The following is a 19430-nucleotide window of genomic DNA, read 5'->3' on the forward strand; positions in this document are numbered from 1 at the left end:
ACTCGGGGTTTTGCTTGCGCCGTCTGTTTTCCGTTGCTGCTGCCGCCGCCACTGTCGCTGCGGCGTTCGCGGCCGTGCCCGCCCAGGCGATCCGGTCTCCCCATGTGGAGGTTTCGGCCGATCCGGCGCGTCCGCCTGAAGTGGTGGCGCCGATCGCACTGCTGATCGACGTCAATTCCGGGCGCGTGCTGTTCGAGCGGCAATCGCACCGCCGCTTTGTGCCCGCCTCGCTCACCAAGATCATGACCAGCTATGTCGCGTTCGAACTGGTAAAGCAGGGCAAGCTCAAGCTTGACGCCAGCTTTCCCATGCGGCCCGAAACGTTTCGCCAGTGGCACCGCGTGGGCAGCACGATGTTTTTGGAAAACAACAGCCAAACGCGCGTGGCCGATCTGCTCGAAGGGATCGTGACGGTTTCGGCCAACGATGCCTGCGTTGTCCTGGCCGAGGGTGTTTCGGGCAGCGTGCCGGGCTTTACCGCGCTGATGAATGCACAGGCCCGCGCGCTGGGCATGCGCGACACGCACTACAACACACCCAATGGCTGGATGGACGAGGGCCGCACGTATGTTTCGGCGGCCGACCTGGCCACGCTCAGCACCGCGCTGATCACCCGCCACCCGGATTTCTACCGGCGCTTCTATGGCCATGAAACCATGATCTGGAACGGCATCGAGCAGCGCAACCACAACCCGCTCTATGGCGCGGTGCCGGGCGCCGACGGGGTGAAGACCGGCTTCACCAACGAGGCCGGCTATGGCCTGGTCGGCTCTGCCCAGCGCGGCGGCCGCCGGTTGATGATGGTGGTTGGCGGCTATGACCGTCCGCAGGACCGCGCGCGCGATGGTGCCGCGTTGCTCGAATGGGGCTTTGCCGCGTTCGACGAGACGCCGTTGTTCGCACCCGGCGCGCATCTGGGCAGCGCGCGGGTGCAGGGTGGCACGGTGGCGAGTGTTGGCCTGGTGGCGGCGCGTCCGCTCGCCATGCTGGTGCCGCATGGGCAGAAAGTGCGACCCACGCTGTCGATACGCTACAAGGGGCCACTGCGTGCGCCGATCGCCAAGGGGCAGGACGTGGCTCTGCTGATCGTCCGCGCTCCGGGCCAGCCCGAAGCGCGGCTGCCGCTGGTCGCGGCCGAGGCGGTGCCGGCGGGCGGCATGCTCGACCGTCTGCGCGACGGGTTCACCGCGATGGTGGGCCGGTGAACGCGATGTCTTCCACCGGCCGCTTCATCGTCTTCGAAGGTGGGGAAGGGGCGGGCAAGTCCACCCAGGCGCGCCTGCTGGCCGCTGCGCTGACGGCCCATGGCATCGAGGTCGTGCTTACCCGTGAGCCTGGCGGCACGCCGGGTGCGGAGGCGATCCGCGGCCTGCTGCTCAGCACCCAAGGCGCGGATTGGGGGCCAAGGGCCGAAGCATTGCTGTTCGCCGCGGCGCGGGCCGACCATGTCGAGCGGTTGATCCGCCCGGCGCTGGAACGCGGCGCATGGGTGATCTGCGACCGCTTCATCGACAGCAGCCGCGCCTATCAGGGCGGCGGCAACGGGCTTTCAGATGCGGAGGTCATGGCCCTGCACGCGATCGGCAGCGAAGGCCTGTTGCCCGATTGCACCATCCTGCTCGAACTGCCGGCGCAAGAAGCCGCCGCGCGCTGTGCCCTGCGCGATCAGGGCGTATCCGACCGCATCGGCGGGCGCGAGGCGGCCTATCATGCCCGTGTGGCCGAGGCGTTCGATCGCTTTGCCCAGGCAGAACCGGCGCGCTTTGCCCGCATTTCCGCGCTCGGCACGCCCGATCAGGTCGCCACGCGCATTCTGGTGGTGCTGGCACCGTGGATGGCGGCGTGATGCTGATCGGGCACGAGCATCCGTGGGAAACCTGGCGCGCGGCGATGGCCGGGCAGCGCATGCACCATGGCTGGCTGCTGGCCGGGCGCGAAGGGCTGGGCAAGGCCAGCTTCGCGCTGGAAGCAGCGGCCGAACTGGTGGCAGAGCCGGGCGTGAGCCAACCACCCGCGCATCAGCATCCCGATATCCTACTGCTGGAGCCGCTGCCCGCCAACGATGACGAGGCCAAGAAGCGCGACGAAGGCCGCCCCTATGCGCGCAAGCGCAACATCAATGTCGACCAGATCCGCACGATGCTCCATCGCCTGCACACGCGGCCGACGCTCGGCGCGCGCCGAGCGGTGATCGTGGACGCGGCCGACCACCTGGAGAAAGGCGCAGTCAACGCCCTGCTCAAGGGTTTGGAAGAACCACCCCAGGGTACGTTCTTCCTGCTGGTGGTCCATCAGCTCGGTCGCCTGCTGCCCACGGTGCGCTCGCGCTGCCAGGTCTTGCGGTTCCGGCCGCTCGATCCCAAGGAATTGAACGAAGCCGTTTCATTGGCCGCGCCGGAACTGGACGCAGAGACGCGCAGTGCGGCGATTGCCGTCGCGCATGGCTCGCCGGGGGCGGCATTGATGTTTGCCGCCCACGATCTGGGCCGCCCGCTCGCGCTGCTGCGCCGTATCCTGCGCGAGGGCGATCCCGATCTGGCTCTGCGCGGCGAACTGGGCGCGGCACTGGGGGCAAGGCCGGATCGCGAGCGGCTGCTGGCAACCATCGAGGCGGCGCGGACAGTGTTGGGCGAGGCTGTGGTGGAAGCAGGCGCAGACAATCGCCTCAAGATCATTGCCGCGCACCAGCATCTGGTGGAGCTGGCGCGCGAAGTGCCGACGCACAACTTCGAGCCCGCACTGCTGGTTATGGAAATCGGCGGGTTGCTGGCGCGCGCTGCTCGCACTAGAGCGGGGGCAACATCCCGCTGAAGGAAGCGACTGTCGCCATGGGCGAACCTTATTACATCACCACCGCCATTTCCTATCCCAACGGCAAGCCGCACATCGGCCATGCCTATGAAGCGATTGCCGCCGACGTGATCGCCCGGTTCCACAAGGCGATGGGCCGCGACGTGCGCCTGCAGACCGGAACCGACGAACATGGCCTGAAGATGGCGCAGAAGGCGCGCGACCTGGATCTGACGCCGGCGCAGCTGAGCGACCAGATGTCGCAGCATTTCATCGATATGGCGCACGCGCTTAACGTCAACTATGACGTATTCCTGCGCACCACCGAACCGCGCCACCACACCGCGAGCCAGGAAATCTGGAAGCGGATGGAAGCCAACGGCGATCTCTATCTCGATCGCTACGAAGGCTGGTACTCGGTGCGGGACGAGGCCTATTACGACGAGAGCGAGCTGGTCGAAGGGGAAGGGGGAGCCAAGCTTTCGCCCCAGGGCACGCCAGTGGAATGGACCGTGGAGGAAAGCTGGTTCTTCCGGCTATCCAAGTACCAGGACAAGCTGCTCGCGCTCTATACCGAAAACCCCGATTTCATCCGACCCGAGGCGCGCCGCAACGAGATGATCGCGTTCGTCTCGCAGGGGCTGCGCGATCTTTCGGTGTCGCGCACGAGCTTTGACTGGGGCGTGAAGGTTCCGGGCAGCGACAACCATGTCATGTACGTGTGGGTCGATGCGCTGACCAACTATCTCACCGGCCTGGGCTGGCCGGAAGAAACCGATGCCTTTGCAAAGTATTGGCCGGCAAACCTGCACCTGATCGGCAAGGACATCGTGCGGTTCCACACGATCTACTGGCCCGCCTTCCTGATGAGCGCCAACTTGCCGGTGCCGCACCAGGTGTTCGGCCATGGCTTCCTGCTCAATCGCGGGCAGAAGGAATCCAAGTCGCTGGGCAACGTGACCGATCCCATCGCGCTGGCGGAGACGTTTGGCGTGGACGCGGTGCGCTATTTCTTCATGCGCGAAGTGGCGTTCGGGCAGGATGGCTCGTGGTCGCCCGATGCGATCGTGACGCGCTGCAATGCCGAGCTGGCCAACAGTTATGGCAACCTGGTGCAGCGCGTGCTTTCCATGATCTTCAAGAACATGGATGGCAAACTCGACACGTTTTCGAGCACCGAGGCCGATGACACGCTGTTGGCGACCGTATATGGTGCGGCCGCCGAGGATTTGCCGCGCGAGTTTGCCGCGCTCAACTTCTCGGCCGGGATCGAGGCCTGGATGCGCGCGGTCTTTGCCTGCAACGCCTATATCGACGAGCAGGCGCCGTGGACGCTGCGCAAGACTGACCCGGAACGGATGCGCGCCGTGCTGCTTACCTTGTTCATGGCCATTCGCGACTTGACCATTGCCATTGCCCCGGTGGTGCCGACTGCTGCCGGCAAGGTGCTGGACCAGCTCGGCATTCCGGCCGAACAGCGCGGCTTTGGCGCCCTCGGCCATGCCGGGTGGTACATGGAGCGCGTGGCGACCGGCGAAGCGCTGGCGCAGCCCGTGGGCGCATTCCCGCGCCTGGAACTGCCGGCCGAGGAAGGCGCAAGCGCCTGATGCTGATCGATTCCCACTGCCATCTGATTTACGAAGGGCTGGTCGACCGGCAGGCCGAGGCGCTGAAGGCAGCGCGCGCGCGCGGCGTGCGCGGGTTCCTCAACATCTCCACCCGGCAACGCGAATGGGAGGCGGTCGTGGCCGTCGCCCATCGCGAGCCGGATGTCTGGGCGAGCGTCGGCATCCATCCACACGAAGCCGATGGCCATGCCGATCTCGGCGCGGCCGTGCTGGCGGCGGCGACCGACGATCCGCGGGTGATCGGTATCGGCGAAACCGGGCTCGACTATTATTACGATCATTCCGACCGCCAGGTTCAGCAGGATCTGTTCCGTGTGCATATCGGCGTGGCCCGCGACACCGGGTTGCCGCTGATCATCCACACGCGCGATGCGGAAGATGACACGCTGCGCATCCTGACCGAGGAGATGGGGAAGGGGGCCTTCCCCGCGCTGATCCACTGTTTCACCGCCACGGCCGAATTTGGCCGGGCGGTGCTGGATCTGGGCCTGACCATCTCGATTTCCGGCATCGTGACGTTCAAGAACGCAAAGGACTTGCAGGCTTTCGTTGCGACGATACCCGCCGATCGGCTGCTGGTGGAAACCGATGCACCGTTCCTGGCGCCGATTCCGCATCGGGGCAAGAAATGCGAACCGGCGTTCGTGGCCGATACCGCGGCCTTCGTGGCCGGCCTGCGTGGCGTTTCGCTGGAACAACTCGGCGCGCAGACCACCGATAACTTCTTCAAGCTGTTTGCGAAGGCGGAAAGGCCGGCGGCATGAAGCTGGTGATGCTGGGTTCGGGCACGTCAACCGGCGTGCCACGCATCGGCAACGACTGGGGCGATTGCGACCCCGGCGAACCGCGCAACCGCCGCACGCGTGTGGCCATCGTGGTAGAGGGTGCGGACGGTTCGCGCATCCTGGTGGATACGCCAACCGATTTGCGGCATCAGTTGCTGGCCACCGAGATCGACCGTATCGACGGCGTGGTGTGGACGCACGATCACGCCGATCACACACACGGCATCGATGATCTGCGCCCGCTGCGCATGGGCCGCGGCGCGCCGATCCCGGGCTATGCCGCCGATGAAACCGTGCGGCGGCTGCGGCAGCGCTTTGGCTATGTCTTTGCCGGGCAGCACGGCTATCACACGATTTGCAATCTCGATAACCTCGATCGCGTGCGGATGGTGGCGGGCATCGGCATCAGCCATTGCCAGATGGCCCACGGACCTGCGCAATCGACCGCATTCCGGTTCGACCAGAATGGCAAATCCATTGGTTATGCCACGGATTTTTCAGAAATAAATGCCGAGATGATCAACCTGTTCTATCGGGTTGACGTGCTTGTGGTCGATGCCCTGCGGCGCCAGCCACATCCCACGCATGCGCATCTGGCCATGGCGTTGGAACTGGTGGAAGCATGCCGTGCCAGCCAGGCGGTGCTGACGCATCTCGACAAGTCGATGGACTATCGCGCGCTGTGCGCAGAAACGCCCGATCACGTCCAGCCTGGCTATGACGGATTGGAGATCACCCTGTGAGCGCCATGCCATGATCACGCCAGATCGCATCGTTGCGTTGATCGGTTTGGCCATGGCTTTGGTCCTCGTGTCTCGCCACGGCGCCTTTCGCCGTGTGGCATGGGGCGCCAGGGCGCAGATGGCGTTGATCTGGATCGTGATCATCGTGCTGACGGCTTTGGCTTATGACTGGGTGACCCAGCGTTGACACGCATAATGGCTGTCCTTCATTTTACATAATACATCTTATCCATCATAAGGAACCCAGTGCGCATGGGTGACATCGGCCGCCCTTCGCAGTAGGATTTGCACCCATGACGACGCTCTCCAAACCGGTCACCAATAGTTCTCCCGCGCTCGATCGCCTGCTGGCAATCATGGCCCGCCTGCGCGATCCGCAGCAAGGCTGCGAGTGGGATCTCGCTCAGGATTTCGCGACGATCGCGCCGTACACGATCGAAGAAGCCTATGAAGTGGCCGACGCCATCGCGCGTGGCGACATGGCGGCTTTGCGCGAGGAACTGGGCGATCTGCTGTTGCAGGTGGTGTTCCACAGTCGCATGGCGCAGGAGGCCGGCCTTTTCCGCTTTGATGACGTAGCGGCCGCCATCGCCGAAAAGATGGAAGCGCGCCATCCCCACATCTTTGGCGGTGAAGACGATGAAGGCCAATCGCGCGAGGAGCGCTGGGAAAATCGCAAGGCGGCCGAGCGCGCCGCCAAGGGCGAGCAGAGCGCGATGGACGGCGTAGCCCTGGCGCTGCCGGCACTGATGCGCGCGGAAAAGCTGCAGAAGCGTGCCGCCCGCGTCGGTTTCGATTGGCCTGATCTGGCAGGCCCGGCAGCCAAAGTCATCGAGGAACTGGACGAACTGGCCGCCGCACAGAGCGAGGCGCACAAGTTGGAGGAAGCCGGTGACCTGCTGTTTGCCGCCGTCAACGCAGTGCGCGCCCACGGCATCGCACCCGAGGACGCGCTGGCCCGCGCCAATGCCAAGTTCGAGCGTCGCTTTCGCGCGATGGAAGCCCTGGCCGGCGGCCAGTTCGCGACACTCGACCTCGACCGCCAGGAAGCCTTGTGGCAGGCGGTTAAAGCCTCAGAGCGTGGTGAAACGGCCGATATCAGCCAGGCTTAGCCGCACCGTCAGGCGCAGCGCCGATTGGTCCTCGTTCGCTTCCTCGCTCAGCACTTCGCCATGGGCGTGAAGCCACGCCAGGCGCTGGCCATCGGCCACTGGCACGGTCAGTTCCAGCACTTGCGCGCCACCGGTGAGCAGTTCGCTCAAGACGTCGAGCAGCGCATCGACGCCTTCCCCGGTCACCGCCGAAATCGGCACGACGGGCTGTTCGGGCACGGCATGGGCAATGATCGCCTCGCGCGTCTCGCGGTCCTCGGTCGATAGCAGGTCCCACTTGTTCCATGCCTCGACGATGGGGATATTGCTGCCCCCTTCCCCGATAACGCCCAGATCGGCCAGGATATCTTCCACTTCGGCTTTCTGCTGGGCGGCTGCCGGATTGGCGATATCGCGCACGTGCACGATCACGTCAGCGGCGGTCACTTCTTCCAGCGTTGCGCGAAACGCGGCGACAAGCTGGGTCGGCAGATCGGAAATGAAGCCGACGGTGTCGGACAGGATGGCCTTTTCCACGCTCGGCAAGCGGATCGCCCGCATCGTGGGATCAAGCGTGGCGAAGAGCAGGTCTTCCGCCATCACCGTTGCCCCGGTCAACCGATTGAACAACGTGGATTTGCCGGCGTTGGTATAGCCAACCAGGGCAATCACCGGCCAAGGCGCGCGTTGGCGCCGCTCGCGGTGCAATCCGCGCGTGCGGCGCACTTGCTCAAGTTCGCGGCGCAGGCGGCCCATGCGGTTGCGGATCATCCGCCGGTCCGCCTCGATCTGGGTTTCGCCGGGACCACCCAGGAAGCCGAAGCCGCCGCGTTGCCGCTCAAGGTGAGTCCACGAACGCACCAGACGGCCGGCCTGGTAATCAAGGTGCGCAAGCTCAACCTGCAGGCGCCCTTCGGCCGTGGCGGCGCGTTCCCCGAAGATTTCGAGGATCAGCCCGGTGCGGTCGATCACCTTGCGCTTGAGCTTGTCTTCCAGGTTGCGCTGCTGGATTGCCGACAGCGAGCCATCGACGATGACCAGCTCGGCCTCGTTCTGCGCGATACTGACGGCCAGGCGTTCCACCTGCCCTTCCCCGAACAGCGTTCCGGGGCGCACGGCGCGGATCGGCACGATAAAGGCATCGACCACGTCGATACCGATGGCGCGGGCCAGGCCCTGCCCTTCTTCCAGGCGCGCTTCGGCGTCTTCGCCCAAGCCGCCGCGCTGGCGAATATCGGGCAGAACGACAATGGCGCGCGCACCGCGGCTGACTTCGCCTTCGATGTCACCCGCGTTGCGACCAAATTCAAACGTGCTCAGTTCGCTTCGCCTTCCCAGTCACCCGTCAGATCGACGTGGCCGGCAGGCTGGATCGTCGAGACGGCGTGCTTGTATGCAAGCTGCACATAGCCTTCGCGTTCCAGCAACATGCAAAAAAGATCATAGGCGGCAACCTTGCCCTGCAACATCACGCCGTTGACCAGGAACATCGTGACCTGCACGCCGGCATCGCGCACGCTGGACAGAAACACCTCCTGCAGGAGGCGCTTCTTGCCGTTGTCGTCCCCGCCGCTCTGGAAGTGCGCGACCGATAGCTGCTGGCCCGGCATGATCGTGGAGATCGCGTGCTTGTAGACCAGCTGCGACTGGCCATCGCGGCGCAGCAGGATCGAGAAGTTGTCGAACCAGGTGACGATACCCTGCAGCTTGACGCCCTTCACCAGGAACATGGTGACGGGAATCTTGTTCTTGCGCAGGTGGTTGAGGAACACGTCCTGAAGGTTCTGGCCCTTCACTGCGCCACCCGAAGAAGCGGGGGCCGATGCAGCGGGCGCCGATGCAGGCGCGCTGGCTGTGGTCTCGGCCGGGGCGGCTTCTGCCTTGGCGCGGGGACGTGCGGAGAGTGTCTTTCCGGTCATTTCGCGTGACTCCGTTATATTGGCGGGCCTCTTCTTGAGGCTGCGCGATCTGGCCCATGATCATTGCGGTGCAAGATGACACCACAATGGCCACAAGCCGGGTTCGATCCTTGTCTTATGGCCGCTTCGCGTCCGCGTAAACCGGGTTTTTGTCGCAAACCTTCGCTTATGCGTAAAAGCCGCGAGCGACAGAACCGAAATTCAGTCTTCGTCCTCGTCGTCGCGCCGCTCGGCCATGCCCAAGAGCTTGAGCTTGCGATGCAGGGCCGAGCGTTCCATCCCGATGAAGCTGGCGGTCTTGGAAATGTTGCCGGAAAAGCGGCGGATCTGCACCTTGAGGTACTCGCGCTCGAAATTCTCGCGCGCCTCGCGCAGCGGCACGCCCATCAGCGCAGACGTGCCGGTTTCGTTGCCCAGGCGGGTCGAAACGATTTCGGCAGGCAGCATGTCAGCCTCGATCCGGGCCAGGCGCTCGCGCGGGGTGAGGATGATCGTGCGTTCCACCACGTTGCGCAGCTGGCGCACGTTGCCGGGCCAATCATAGCTTTGCAGCGCGGCCATCGCCTCTGGCGTGATGCCCGGCGGAGAAACGCCCTGCTCGCTGGCATAGCGGGTGAAGAAATGGTCGACCAGCGCGGGAATATCGTCGCGCCGCTCGGTCAGTGGCGGGATCGTCACGGGAACGACATTGAGGCGATAGAACAGGTCTTCGCGGAAACGCCGCTCGGCAATTTCCTTTTCCAGCGGGCGGGACGAGGACGAAACGACGCGCACGTCCACGCGGATCTGGCGATGCCCACCCACGCGCACAAAGGCCTGCTCGGTCAGCACGCGCAGGATGCGGGCCTGGCTCGACGGCGGCATGTCGGCCACTTCGTCGAGAAACAGGGTGCCGCCATCGGCCATTTCCAGCAGGCCGGCGCGCACCAGCTTGCCATCGGCTTCCTCGCCGAACAGTTCCTGTTCAAAGCGTTCGGGCGTGATGCGGGCGGAATTGACCGTGATGAATGCGTTCTGTGCGCGCGGGCTCCAACTGTGCAACAGGCGCGCGGCCACTTCCTTGCCCGATCCGGCCGGCCCGGTGATCAGCAGGCGGCTGCCGGTATTGGCCACGCGCTTCAGCGTGGCGCGCACCTGGTTGATGGCGGCGGAATTGCCGGTGAATTCCTCCGAAGCGACGAAGCCTTGGCGCAGGCGCTGGTTTTCGCGGCGCAGGCGCTCGGTTTCGGTCGCGCGTTCCACCAGCAGCAGCAGACGCTCTGCCTCGAACGGCTTTTCCAGGAAATCCATGGCACCCCGGCTGATTGCCGAAACGGCGGTATCGATGTTGCCGTGGCCCGAGAAGATGATCACCGGCAGTTCCGGCTCGCGCTTCTTGATTTCGTCCAGCACTTCCAGGCCATCCATCGGGCTGCCGTGCAGCCACACGTCGAGCAGCACCAAGCTGGGCCGCCGTTCGTCAACCGCAGCGAGCGCAGAGGTGCTGTCGGCGGCCAATCGGCAGCCATAGCCTTCGTCGCTGAGCACCCCCGCAACCAGTTCGCGGATGTCACGTTCATCGTCGACGATGAGGATATCGAGAGCCATGGGAAGTATTGGTCCTGTGGAAAAGTCTGGTGGAATCCTGTGGTCTGGCAGGGGATCAGTGTTGCGTGGCGGTCACCGTTTCGCCTGGTGGCGCCGTCGCGGGGATTGTGGCCTGGGCCACGGGATCGCGGGCGAAGCGCATGGTGACGCGCGTGCCGCCCGCCGGTTCGGCGGCAAAGGCCATGTCGCCGCCATGTTCCTCGACAATCTTGTTGACGATTGCGAGGCCAAGGCCCGTGCCCTTTTCACGGGTGGTGACATAGGGTTCGAGGATGCGTTCCCGCTCCACCGGCAGGCCCACGCCATTGTCGATCACGGTGACCGTGACCGATGTGGCATCGTCATCGAGCAGCACCGCGATGCGACCGCGATAATCGAGATCAGCGGCTTTGGCACGCTGCTGCTCGATCGCCTCGACCGCGTTCTTGAGCACGTTGGTCATGACCTGGCCGAACTGGTGCCGGTCGCACTGGAACGGGACGGAAGCGGCCTCGCTGGAGAACGTGAACGTCACGTCGGCATGGGCCACTTCCTGCAGGAACAGGGCTTGGCGCACAAGGTCGCTGGCGTCCTCGCTGCGGAACACCGGCTTGGGCAGGCGCGCGAAGGAGGAGAACTCGTCCACCATCTTGCGCAAGTCACCCACCTGGCGGATGATCGTCGCGGTCAGTTCCTCGAACAGTTCGGGATCGGTCAGGATCTGGCGGCGATAGCGACGCTTGAGGCGCTCGGTGGCCAGCTGGATCGGAGTGAGCGGGTTCTTGATTTCGTGCGCGATGCGGCGCGCCACGTCCGACCAGGCCGCGCGGCGCTGGGTGATCAACTGGCGGGTGATATCCTCGAAGGTGATCACGTGGCCGTGGCGATCGGCCCGCGCCTTGACCGCCAGGGTGAGCAAGTCCCCCTGGCGCGCATATTGCACGATGCCGCTGCTTTCGCCGTTCGCCACCAGTTGCGCGATCTGTGGCGCGATTTCGGCCAGGGGGCGGCCGTCGGCCGAAACGCCGGGGTCTTCGAGCAGCAGCTTTTGCGCCGAGGAATTCATCAGCTGGATCGTGCCGTCCGGGCCGACCGAAACGATGCCGGCGGTGATCGATTCCAGCACCGTTTCGATGAAGACGCGGCGCACGTCGAGCTGGGCATTGGCGTTGACCAGAGCCTGGGTCTGCCCTTCGAGTTGCGCGGTCATGCGGTTGAACGCGCGGGTCAGCATGCCGACTTCGTCCACGTCCTTGCCCGGCGCCACGCGCATGGCAAAGTTGCCGCTGCCCACGCTGCGCGCGGCCTTGACCAGTTCGATCAACGGGGCAACCTGGCGATCGGCAAAACGCAGCGCAACCCACACCGCCAGCACCACCAGCGCGAGGCTGATGATGAACAGCGCCACGTTGAAGCGCAGCTGGATGGCGCGCGCGCTGCGGGTGAGCACGTCATAGGCGCTCAGCACGCTTTTGGCGCGCTCGAACTGGTTGAGGGCCAGCTTGTCGGAATTGCGGGCGACGTAAAGGTAGATGCCGCGCTGGTGATCGATCGTGGTGACCGCCTCGATGCGCTCGGCCGAAGCCTTGACCACCACCTGCTCGCCGGCGTCGAGCTTCTTCAACTCGTCGGGGGTGATGCGCTCGCGATCGTCCTTGACGTTGGGATCGACGATGGCGGCGGTGCGCAAGGTGCCGTCGCGGGCGCGTTCGATAATCGCGCTCTCGTCCATCTTGCGGCTGTAGACCTGCCAGGAATAGCCGGCGAGGAAATCCTGGCTGGTGATCGGGGCCTGGTCGAAATAGCCGCGCACGTCGCCAGCCATCGCCACGCTTTCGCGGCCCACGTCGCGCAGCTTGTCGGCATAGTAGCCCCGCGCCAGGCTGCTGGCATTTTCCAGCATCCCACGAGAATCGTTGGAAAACCAGAATTCCACGCCCGATTGGAACAACAGCGACGCAAAGATCACCACCAGCAGGGTGGGAATGGCCGCGATCAGCGAGAACAGCCAGACCAAGCGTACATGCAGGCGCCCGCTGGTGCCAAGGCCGCTGCGCGCCGCGCGGGCGAGCGCCAGGCGGCGTCCGGCCAGCACGATCAGCGCCATGGCCGGCACGAGCGAACCGATCAGCAAGACCGAAGTGAGCCGCGCGGGCAGCAACTGGTTGGCCGCACCATTGGCACTGACCGTCTGCCACGATACCGCAAGCATCGTGATCAGCGCCGTTCCGGCGGTCATTTCCAATAGCAGGAACACGTTGGCACGCCGCAGGGCGACCAGCAGCCGGCGCCACCAGCGCGGCAGGCGTTTGCCCGAACGTGTTGCAATTGCGACCATCGTGGCGCCTTTACAACGCCGCTGTTGCAAAATTGCAAGTGTTTTTGTGACAGCTTGCCCCGCCGTATCGCCGCTCAGCGGCCACCCAGCGCATCCTCGGGCGCGATGCCCAGATCGACCAGGCGCTTGCGCAAGGTGTTGCGGTTGATCCCCAGCAATTGCGCGGCGCGCAGCTGGTTGCCGCCGGTCTGCGCGAGCGCATGGAGGAACAGCGGCCGCTCGAACGCGGCCAGCGCGGCATCATAGAGCATGCCCGGCTCCGGCCGCGCCTGGGCCAGGTAAGCCTCAAGCGCGGCGGCGAAATCGGCCGGGGCGCTGGCCGGGTTGCCCCCTTCCCCTTCTGCCGTGCGGGCAGCACCACTATCGGCCGCAAGCAAGGGCTCGATCGTGGCTTCGTCGATTACGTCGTCGCGCGCCAGCAGGGCCAGGCGGAAGATGAAATTGCGCAGTTCGCGCACGTTGCCGCGCCAGGGCTGTCGTGCCAGCAAGGCGGCGCCGGCTGCCGAAAGCTGCCGACGGGGCAGGCCTTCCGTGGCGGCGCGGGCCAGGAAATGGCGCGACAGCGCCTCCACGTCGTCTGCCCGGTCACGCAGCGGGGGCAGCTCGATCGGGACCACGGCAAGGCGGTAATAAAGGTCTTCGCGGAACGTGCCGGCGGCGATCATCGGCACCAGATCGCGGTTGGTGGCCGCGATGATCCGGCAATCGAGGGCAATTTCCTCGGTCCCACCCACGCGGCGGATGCGCCCCGATTGCAGCGCGCGCAGCAGGCGGGTCTGCGCCTCAAGCGGCATGTCGCCGATTTCATCGAGGAACAGGGTGCCGCGCGCAGCCTGTTCGAACTTGCCGATCTGGCGCGCCACCGCGCCGGTGAAGGCGCCCTTTTCGTGCCCGAACAGCTCGCTCTCGATCAGTTCGTGGGGAATGGCGGCAGTGTTGACGGCCACGAACGGGCCGTCGCGACGATTGCCCAACTGGTGGATCGCCTCGGCCACCAGTTCCTTGCCGGTGCCGGATTCGCCCAGGATCAGCACGGTCAGATCGTTGCGCAACACGCGCGTGATCATGCGATAGACCGCCTGCATGGCCGGGCTGCGGCCCACCAGCGGCAGGCCCTGCCCCAGGTCGTCCGCCGCATCGGGCAGGTCGCCACCGTCGAGCGCGCCGAGCGCCTGGCGCACCGTGCGCACCAGTTCTTCCAGGTCGAACGGCTTGGGGAAATACTCGAACGCCCCGGTGTCGCTGGCGCGCACCGCGGTATCGAGCGTGTTCTGGGCCGACAGGATGATCACCTGCATGCGCGGGAACGCCGCGCGCACCGGTGGCAAGGTTTCGATCCCATCGCCATCGGTAAGCATCACGTCGGTCAACATGAGGCCATAGGCCTTGCCGGCCAGCAGGCAATCGCGCCCGGCAATGCTATCGCAGCGATCGACGTGAAAGCCCTCCGCCTCCAGCGCGGCGGTGATGACGATGGCGATCGAGGAATCGTCCTCAACCAGGAGAATGGATTCTTTCATGGCCTCAATCGCTCTGGACGGTGCCCGCAACGGGCAGGTGCAGGCGGAAGTGAGTCCATCCGCCAGCCTCGTCGCGATCGTGGGTGATGCGGCCGTTCATTTCGCGCACCAGTTTCTGCACCAAGGCCAGGCCCAGCCCTTGCCCGTTCTTCTTGGCCGTGACGAAGGGTTCGAAAATGTGATCGCGCAGCGCGGGGTCGATGCCGGGGCCATTGTCGCTGACGCGCACTTCGATCGGCAGGCGCAGCGGCTTGCCGGCACGGGAATGCACCTGGATGCCGCTGGCAAAGCGGGTGCGCACGACAATTCGGCGGTTGGCCTGGCCTTCGCACGCCTCGCGCGCGTTGGTCATGAGGTTGAGCAGCACTTGCACCAGCGCATCGGGATTGGCCGTGACGGGCGGCAGCGAAGGATCGAATTCCTCGTGCACCAGCACCGCGCCGGGATCGCTGGCCGCGATCACCGCCTGGGCGCGGCGCACCGCCTCGTGCAGGTTGCACGGCACCGCCGGTTCGCGAATGCGGCGGGAAAGTGATTGCATGTGATCGATCAGCTTGGCGACGCGGTCTACTTCGGCCGTGATCAGCCCGGTCAGCGCGCGATCGGCCTCGCCCAGCTTGCGATCCAGCAACTGCGCCGCGCCACGGATGCCGGCCAGCGGGTTCTTGATTTCGTGCGCCAAGACCTCGGGCGCGCGCAGGGCGCCGGTCTCGCCGCCGCCAACGCCTGGCACGTCGTCGCTAAGGCCTTCGACCCCGCTCATTTCATGCAGCACCAGCATCTGCCAACCGGGATGATGCTGCACCGGCGCGGTCATGACATCAAGCGCCCGTGGGCTTTTCCCGCCAAGGCCCACCCGCACGCGCCGCGCCACCAGATGCGTTTCGGCATCGGCCAGGCGGCTCATGATCAAGGGTTCCTCGAACGCGAGAATGTCGGCCAGGGCCTTCCCCACCACGCGCCGCGCGCCTTGCCCCAGCAACTGTTCCGCCGCCGGGTTGACCGCCGAAATCGTCATGTCGGGCGCCAACAGCAGCACGGCCAGCGGAAAGCTGGCGATCATGCGCTTGGGATCGGGCCGCACCAGATGTTCGGCACGGGTGCGGTCCATGCCTTGGGTCATGCCGCTTCGCGGGTGTGGAGCGGCGCGTAGAACGCTTCGAGATTGTCCAGCACGTCGGCCGCGTCGTCGATGAAATTGACGCGATTGCGGAATTCAGCCGAGCCCGGCAGCCCCTTGGTGTACCAGCCCAGGTGCTTGCGCGCCATGTTGACGCCGGTCACCGGGCCATAGTGTTCGAGCATCATCCGGTAATGCTCCACGATCAGGCGGTATTGCTCCTCGATCGTGGGATCGGGGCGCACTTCGCCGGTCTGCAGCCAGTGCATGACCTGGCCGAGCAGCCAGGGCCGGCCATAGGCGCCGCGCCCGATCATCACCCCGTCGGCGCCGCTTTGCGCCACGGCCTGCGCCACGTCCTCGATCCCGCAGATATCGCCGTTGACGACCACGGGGATCGTCACCGCGTCCTTCACCTTGCGCACGAAAGCCCAGTCGGCGCTGCCCTTGTACATCTGGTTGCGGGTGCGCCCGTGGACGGTGATCATCTGCGCGCCCAGATCCTGCGCGATGCGCGCCAGTTCGGGGGCATTGAGGCTGTCATGGCACCAGCCCATGCGCATCTTGACCGTCACAGGCACCTTCACAGCCTTGACCGTCGCCTCGATCAGGCGGGAGGCGAGCGGCACTTCGCGCATCAAGGCAGAGCCGGCATAGCCGTTGACCACCTTGCGTACCGGGCAACCCATGTTGATGTCGATGATGGCGGCGCCACGATCTTCGGAAAGCTTGGCCGCCTCGCCCATCTGTTCGGGATCGCAGCCGACCAGTTGCATCGAAACGGGTTCTTCCGTCGGGTGCCAGGCCCATTTCTGGATCGACTGGCGTGTTTCGCGGATCGCGGCGGGGCTGGCGATCATTTCCGTTACGTTCAGGCCCGAACCGAAACGCCGCACCATCAGGCGGAACGGCAGATCGGACACGCCCGTCATCGGCGCCAGCACCACCGGGCAGCCGATGCGCACGGGGCCGACGTCGAGCGGGGCAAGAACGGGGGGAACGGGAACCTGGGTCATGATCTGCGTATAACTGCCTAAAAAACAGGCAGCCCATAGTCCAAGACGACCCGCCGGGCAAGCGGGCTATCCGGGCGAGCGCAAGCGCCGCTTGGCTTCGCTCCGCCCTGCTGGTAGAGGCGCACCTCGCATGAACCCTGCCCCTCCCCTTTCAACCGATACCAAAGCACCTGCAACCGCCGCAATCGTGGTGGCGGCGGGTAAGGGCCTGCGCGCGGGCGGCAGCGTGCCCAAGCAGTTCGCTGTTTGGCACGGCAAGCCCCTGGTGCGCCATAGCGTGGAATCCCTGATCCGAGCCGGCGTGGCGCCGATCGTGGTGGCGATCCCGCAGGGCTGGGAAGAGGCGGCAGGCAATGCCCTGCAGGGCTTGCCCGGCGTCGCCCTTGTCCAGGGTGGAAGCACCCGCCGGGAATCGGTGGCGCTGGCGCTTGAAGCGCTGGCGGACGATGCACCCGCGCGCGTCCTCATCCACGATGCGGCCCGGCCTGTCCTGCCCCACGCCGTGATCCATGGACTGTTTGCGGCGCTGGAGAACGTGGCCGGGGCGATTCCCGTGCTGCCCGTGGTCGACAGCGTGGTGCGCGGCGCCGATGGCCTGCGCCACGCGGCGGTGGAGCGTGACGGGCTCTATCGCGTGCAGACGCCGCAGGCCTTTCATTATCCTGCCATCCTGGCCGCGCATCGTGGCTGGACCGCCAACACCGGGGGTGACGCCGCCGAAGCGGGCGACGATGCGCAAGTGGCCGATGCCGCCGGCCTGCCCGTCGCGCTGGTGCCGGGAGACGAGGCGCTGCGCAAGGTGACCTTTGCCGCCGATCTGGAGAGTGCCGACATGTCTGTTCATCCGCGCGTTGGAATGGGCTTTGACGTCCACCGCCTGGTCGCGGGCGAGGAACTGTGGCTGTGCGGGGTGAAGATCGACCACGACAAGGGCCTGGCGGGGCATAGCGATGCCGACGTGGCGATCCACGCGCTGGTCGATGCCTTGCTGGGCGCGATCGCGGCGGGCGACATCGGCGATCATTTCCCGCCGTCCGATCCGCAATGGAAAGGCGCCTCGTCCGATCGCTTCCTGGCCCATGCCGCCACCCTTGTGGCGCAGAGCGGCCAGGCCATCGCCCATGTCGACGTGACGATCATCTGCGAAGCGCCCAAGATCGGCCCGCACAAGGCCGCAATGCGCGCCCGCTTGGCGGAAATCCTCGCCCTGCCGATAGACCGCGTAAGCGTGAAGGCCACCACCACCGAACGCCTGGGTACCACCGGGCGCGGTGAAGGCATCGCCGCCCAGGCCGTGGCCACCGTGGTGCCGCAATGATCCGCGCCGCTTCCGCAACCCTGGCGCTGGGCGCGCTGCTGGCCGGCCAATGTGCGCAGGCGGCCGCGCCGGCTTGCCTCGAAACCGCTGATGTCAATGCCATGGTATCCTATGCCCTGCCCGCAGTCATGGACAGCGCGATGACTTATTGCGCGCCGCACCTGGCGCCGCAGGGGTTCTTTGCGCGTGAAGGCCAGGGCATGGTGCAGCGCTATGCCCAGGCCAAGCCCGCGGCCTGGCCCCGCGCCAAGGCCGCGCTGATCAAGCTGGCGCAGACCGACCAGGACAAGACCATCGCCCAAATGGCCAACCTGCCCGACAAGGCGCTGCAACCCTTTGCCGATGGCATGCTGGGGCAGATGGTCACCGAGGCGCTCAAGCCCGAGAATTGCCGGCCGCTGGAACAAATGACGCGCTTGCTCGCACCCCTGCCGCCCGAAAACACCGCAGGATTGTTTACCTTCATTATCCGCATGGTGGATACGCCATCGCGCAAGCCGGGCGCCCAGCCCCGCAAATCCGGGCTGCCGCTGTGCCCGGAAACCCCGTAAGAACTGAAAGCACCCCTATCATGCCCCCGGAAACCGATTGCCTTCTCCCGCCCGATATCGTGGCGCTGGCCCAGCGCGTGATCGATGAAAATCGCCGCCTGGGCCGGACCGTGGCCCTGGCGGAAAGCTGCACCGGCGGCATGGTGGCAGCGGCGCTGACCGAGATTGCCGGCTCGTCGGCCGTGCTCGATCGTGGCTTCGTCACGTATTCCAACGAGGCCAAGCACGAAGTGCTGGGTGTTTCGATGGACGTGATCGATGCCGTGGGGGCGGTTTCGGTGGCCACAGCATGGTCCATGGCGCAAGGCGCCCTTGCCCATTCGCGCGCCGACGTGGCCGTGGCCATCACCGGCATTGCCGGGCCCGATGGCGGATCGGAACAGAAGCCGGTGGGCACCGTGGTGTTCGCGCGCGCGCAACGCGGGCAGAACCCGGAAGACATCATGGCCGAGACGCGGCTGTTCGACCAATGCCGCACGCGCAGCGCCGTGCGCCACCAGGCAACGCTGTGCGCGCTGGATTTGTTGCTGCCGCCGGGCGAGGAATGAGGGGCTAGCGCCCTCCTCCCCTCTCGCGGCGGTTATGCGGGTTGTTCGGTGCCGTAGAGTTTGGCAGCGCGGGTTTCGAACGCGGCGACCATCTTGCGGAACGCGCGATCGAGATATTGGCCGGCGAGCTTTTCGAACAGCGCGTTGCGGAACGTGAAATCCACGTTGAAATCGATCACGCAGCCGGTGCCATCTTCGCCTGGGCGAAAAGCCCAGGTGTTGGACAGGCTTTTCATCGGACCATCGAGATATTCCACCTCGATCCGGGCGTTATGGGCCTGGTCGGGCGCGACCTTGCGCACGCGCGAGGTGAACTTTTCGCGCAGCGCGTTGAAGCCGACGAGCATGTCGGCCACCATTTCGGTTTCGCTGTCCGTCTTGATCCGCGTGGCCACCACCCAGGGCAGGAACTCTGGGTAGCGGCGCACGTCGGCAACCAGGTCGAACATCTGCTCCGGCGACCATTGCAGCCGCCGCTGTTCGGCAATGCGCGGCAT

The 19430-nt window shown here is 65.6% G+C and carries 19 protein-coding genes; 11 read left to right on the forward strand and 8 right to left on the reverse strand.

Annotation, left to right across the window (positions count from 1 at the left end):
- Nucleotides 1-14: 14 nt before the first annotated feature.
- From FHW94_RS07205 to mazG, 8 genes are all read left to right on the forward strand, one after another.
- Entirely contained in the window at nucleotides 15-1205 is a 1191-nt protein-coding gene (locus tag FHW94_RS07205; RefSeq protein WP_246865915.1) for a D-alanyl-D-alanine carboxypeptidase family protein, read from the forward strand.
- A 5-nt stretch (nucleotides 1206-1210) separates the two neighbouring features.
- Nucleotides 1211-1846, forward strand: coding sequence for a dTMP kinase (gene tmk / locus FHW94_RS07210; RefSeq protein ID WP_168555538.1), 636 nt, complete (start codon nucleotides 1211-1213; stop codon nucleotides 1844-1846).
- Complete coding sequence (locus FHW94_RS07215) at nucleotides 1846-2811, forward strand: DNA polymerase III subunit delta' (protein WP_168554980.1); 966 nt, start codon at nucleotides 1846-1848, stop codon at nucleotides 2809-2811. The genes tmk and FHW94_RS07215 overlap by 1 nt, the downstream gene beginning before the upstream one ends.
- 17 nt (nucleotides 2812-2828) lie before the next feature.
- Nucleotides 2829-4397: a methionine--tRNA ligase gene (gene metG, locus FHW94_RS07220; RefSeq protein ID WP_168554981.1), complete on the forward strand. Its 1569-nt coding sequence runs from the start codon at nucleotides 2829-2831 to the stop codon at nucleotides 4395-4397.
- Complete coding sequence (locus tag FHW94_RS07225) at nucleotides 4397-5182, forward strand: TatD family hydrolase (protein WP_168554982.1); 786 nt, start codon at nucleotides 4397-4399, stop codon at nucleotides 5180-5182. The genes metG and FHW94_RS07225 overlap by 1 nt, the downstream gene beginning before the upstream one ends.
- Nucleotides 5179-5946 carry an MBL fold metallo-hydrolase gene (locus tag FHW94_RS07230; protein WP_168554983.1) on the forward strand — a complete coding sequence of 256 codons (768 nt, stop codon included), beginning with the start codon at nucleotides 5179-5181 and terminating at the stop codon, nucleotides 5944-5946. Before FHW94_RS07225 ends, FHW94_RS07230 begins: the two co-directional genes overlap by 4 nt.
- 10 nt (nucleotides 5947-5956) lie before the next feature.
- Complete coding sequence (locus FHW94_RS07235) at nucleotides 5957-6133, forward strand: hypothetical protein (protein ID WP_168554984.1); 177 nt, start codon at nucleotides 5957-5959, stop codon at nucleotides 6131-6133.
- 106 nt (nucleotides 6134-6239) lie between these two features.
- Complete coding sequence (gene mazG / locus FHW94_RS07240) at nucleotides 6240-7058, forward strand: nucleoside triphosphate pyrophosphohydrolase (protein WP_168554985.1); 819 nt, start codon at nucleotides 6240-6242, stop codon at nucleotides 7056-7058.
- On the opposite strand, the gene hflX is transcribed toward mazG, so the two are convergent.
- The 7 genes from hflX to dusB form a co-directional block, all read right to left on the reverse strand.
- Complete coding sequence (gene hflX / locus FHW94_RS07245; RefSeq protein ID WP_168555539.1) at nucleotides 7020-8357, reverse strand: GTPase HflX; 1338 nt, start codon at nucleotides 8355-8357, stop codon at nucleotides 7020-7022. The two genes, mazG and hflX, sit on opposite strands and share 39 nt — an antisense overlap.
- Nucleotides 8354-8956: an RNA chaperone Hfq gene (gene hfq / locus FHW94_RS07250; RefSeq protein ID WP_168554986.1), complete on the reverse strand. Its 603-nt coding sequence runs from the start codon at nucleotides 8954-8956 to the stop codon at nucleotides 8354-8356. The genes hflX and hfq overlap by 4 nt, the downstream gene beginning before the upstream one ends.
- 201 nt (nucleotides 8957-9157) lie before the next feature.
- Nucleotides 9158-10543, reverse strand: coding sequence for a sigma-54 dependent transcriptional regulator (locus FHW94_RS07255; RefSeq protein ID WP_168554987.1), 1386 nt, complete (start codon nucleotides 10541-10543; stop codon nucleotides 9158-9160).
- Nucleotides 10544-10598: 55 nt separating this feature from the next.
- Nucleotides 10599-12860, reverse strand: coding sequence for an ATP-binding protein (locus tag FHW94_RS07260; protein ID WP_168554988.1), 2262 nt, complete (start codon nucleotides 12858-12860; stop codon nucleotides 10599-10601).
- A 74-nt stretch (nucleotides 12861-12934) separates the two neighbouring features.
- A complete protein-coding gene (locus FHW94_RS07265; RefSeq protein WP_168554989.1) occupies nucleotides 12935-14380 on the reverse strand; it encodes a sigma-54 dependent transcriptional regulator in 1446 nt (481 codons plus the stop codon).
- Between the two features lie 4 nt (nucleotides 14381-14384).
- Nucleotides 14385-15491, reverse strand: a complete 1107-nt coding sequence (locus tag FHW94_RS07270) for an ATP-binding protein (RefSeq protein WP_246865916.1) — start codon at nucleotides 15489-15491, stop codon at nucleotides 14385-14387.
- 8 nt (nucleotides 15492-15499) lie between these two features.
- Nucleotides 15500-16516, reverse strand: a complete 1017-nt coding sequence (gene dusB, locus FHW94_RS07275; protein WP_168554990.1) for a tRNA dihydrouridine synthase DusB — start codon at nucleotides 16514-16516, stop codon at nucleotides 15500-15502.
- Nucleotides 16517-16646: 130 nt separating this feature from the next.
- Here dusB and FHW94_RS07280 point away from each other — a divergent pair, with 130 nt between their 5' ends.
- Genes FHW94_RS07280 through FHW94_RS07290 form a run of 3 tightly spaced genes read left to right on the forward strand, consistent with a single transcriptional unit; the run spans nucleotide 16647 to nucleotide 18933 of the window.
- Nucleotides 16647-17834 carry a bifunctional 2-C-methyl-D-erythritol 4-phosphate cytidylyltransferase/2-C-methyl-D-erythritol 2,4-cyclodiphosphate synthase gene (locus FHW94_RS07280; protein WP_168554991.1) on the forward strand — a complete coding sequence of 396 codons (1188 nt, stop codon included), beginning with the start codon at nucleotides 16647-16649 and terminating at the stop codon, nucleotides 17832-17834.
- Nucleotides 17831-18385, forward strand: coding sequence for a hypothetical protein (locus FHW94_RS07285; RefSeq protein ID WP_168554992.1), 555 nt, complete (start codon nucleotides 17831-17833; stop codon nucleotides 18383-18385). Before FHW94_RS07280 ends, FHW94_RS07285 begins: the two co-directional genes overlap by 4 nt.
- Nucleotides 18386-18405: 20 nt before the next feature.
- Nucleotides 18406-18933, forward strand: a complete 528-nt coding sequence (locus tag FHW94_RS07290; RefSeq protein WP_168554993.1) for a CinA family protein — start codon at nucleotides 18406-18408, stop codon at nucleotides 18931-18933.
- Between the two features lie 32 nt (nucleotides 18934-18965).
- Here FHW94_RS07290 and FHW94_RS07295 read toward each other — a convergent pair whose 3' ends face one another.
- Nucleotides 18966-19430 (reverse strand): type II toxin-antitoxin system RatA family toxin, encoded by a 465-nt coding sequence (locus tag FHW94_RS07295; RefSeq protein ID WP_168554994.1) that lies wholly within the window; start codon nucleotides 19428-19430, stop codon nucleotides 18966-18968.

The organism is Novosphingobium sp. SG720, from assembly GCF_012275365.1.
GTDB classification, from domain to species: Bacteria; Pseudomonadota; Alphaproteobacteria; order Sphingomonadales; family Sphingomonadaceae; genus Novosphingobium; species Novosphingobium rhizosphaerae.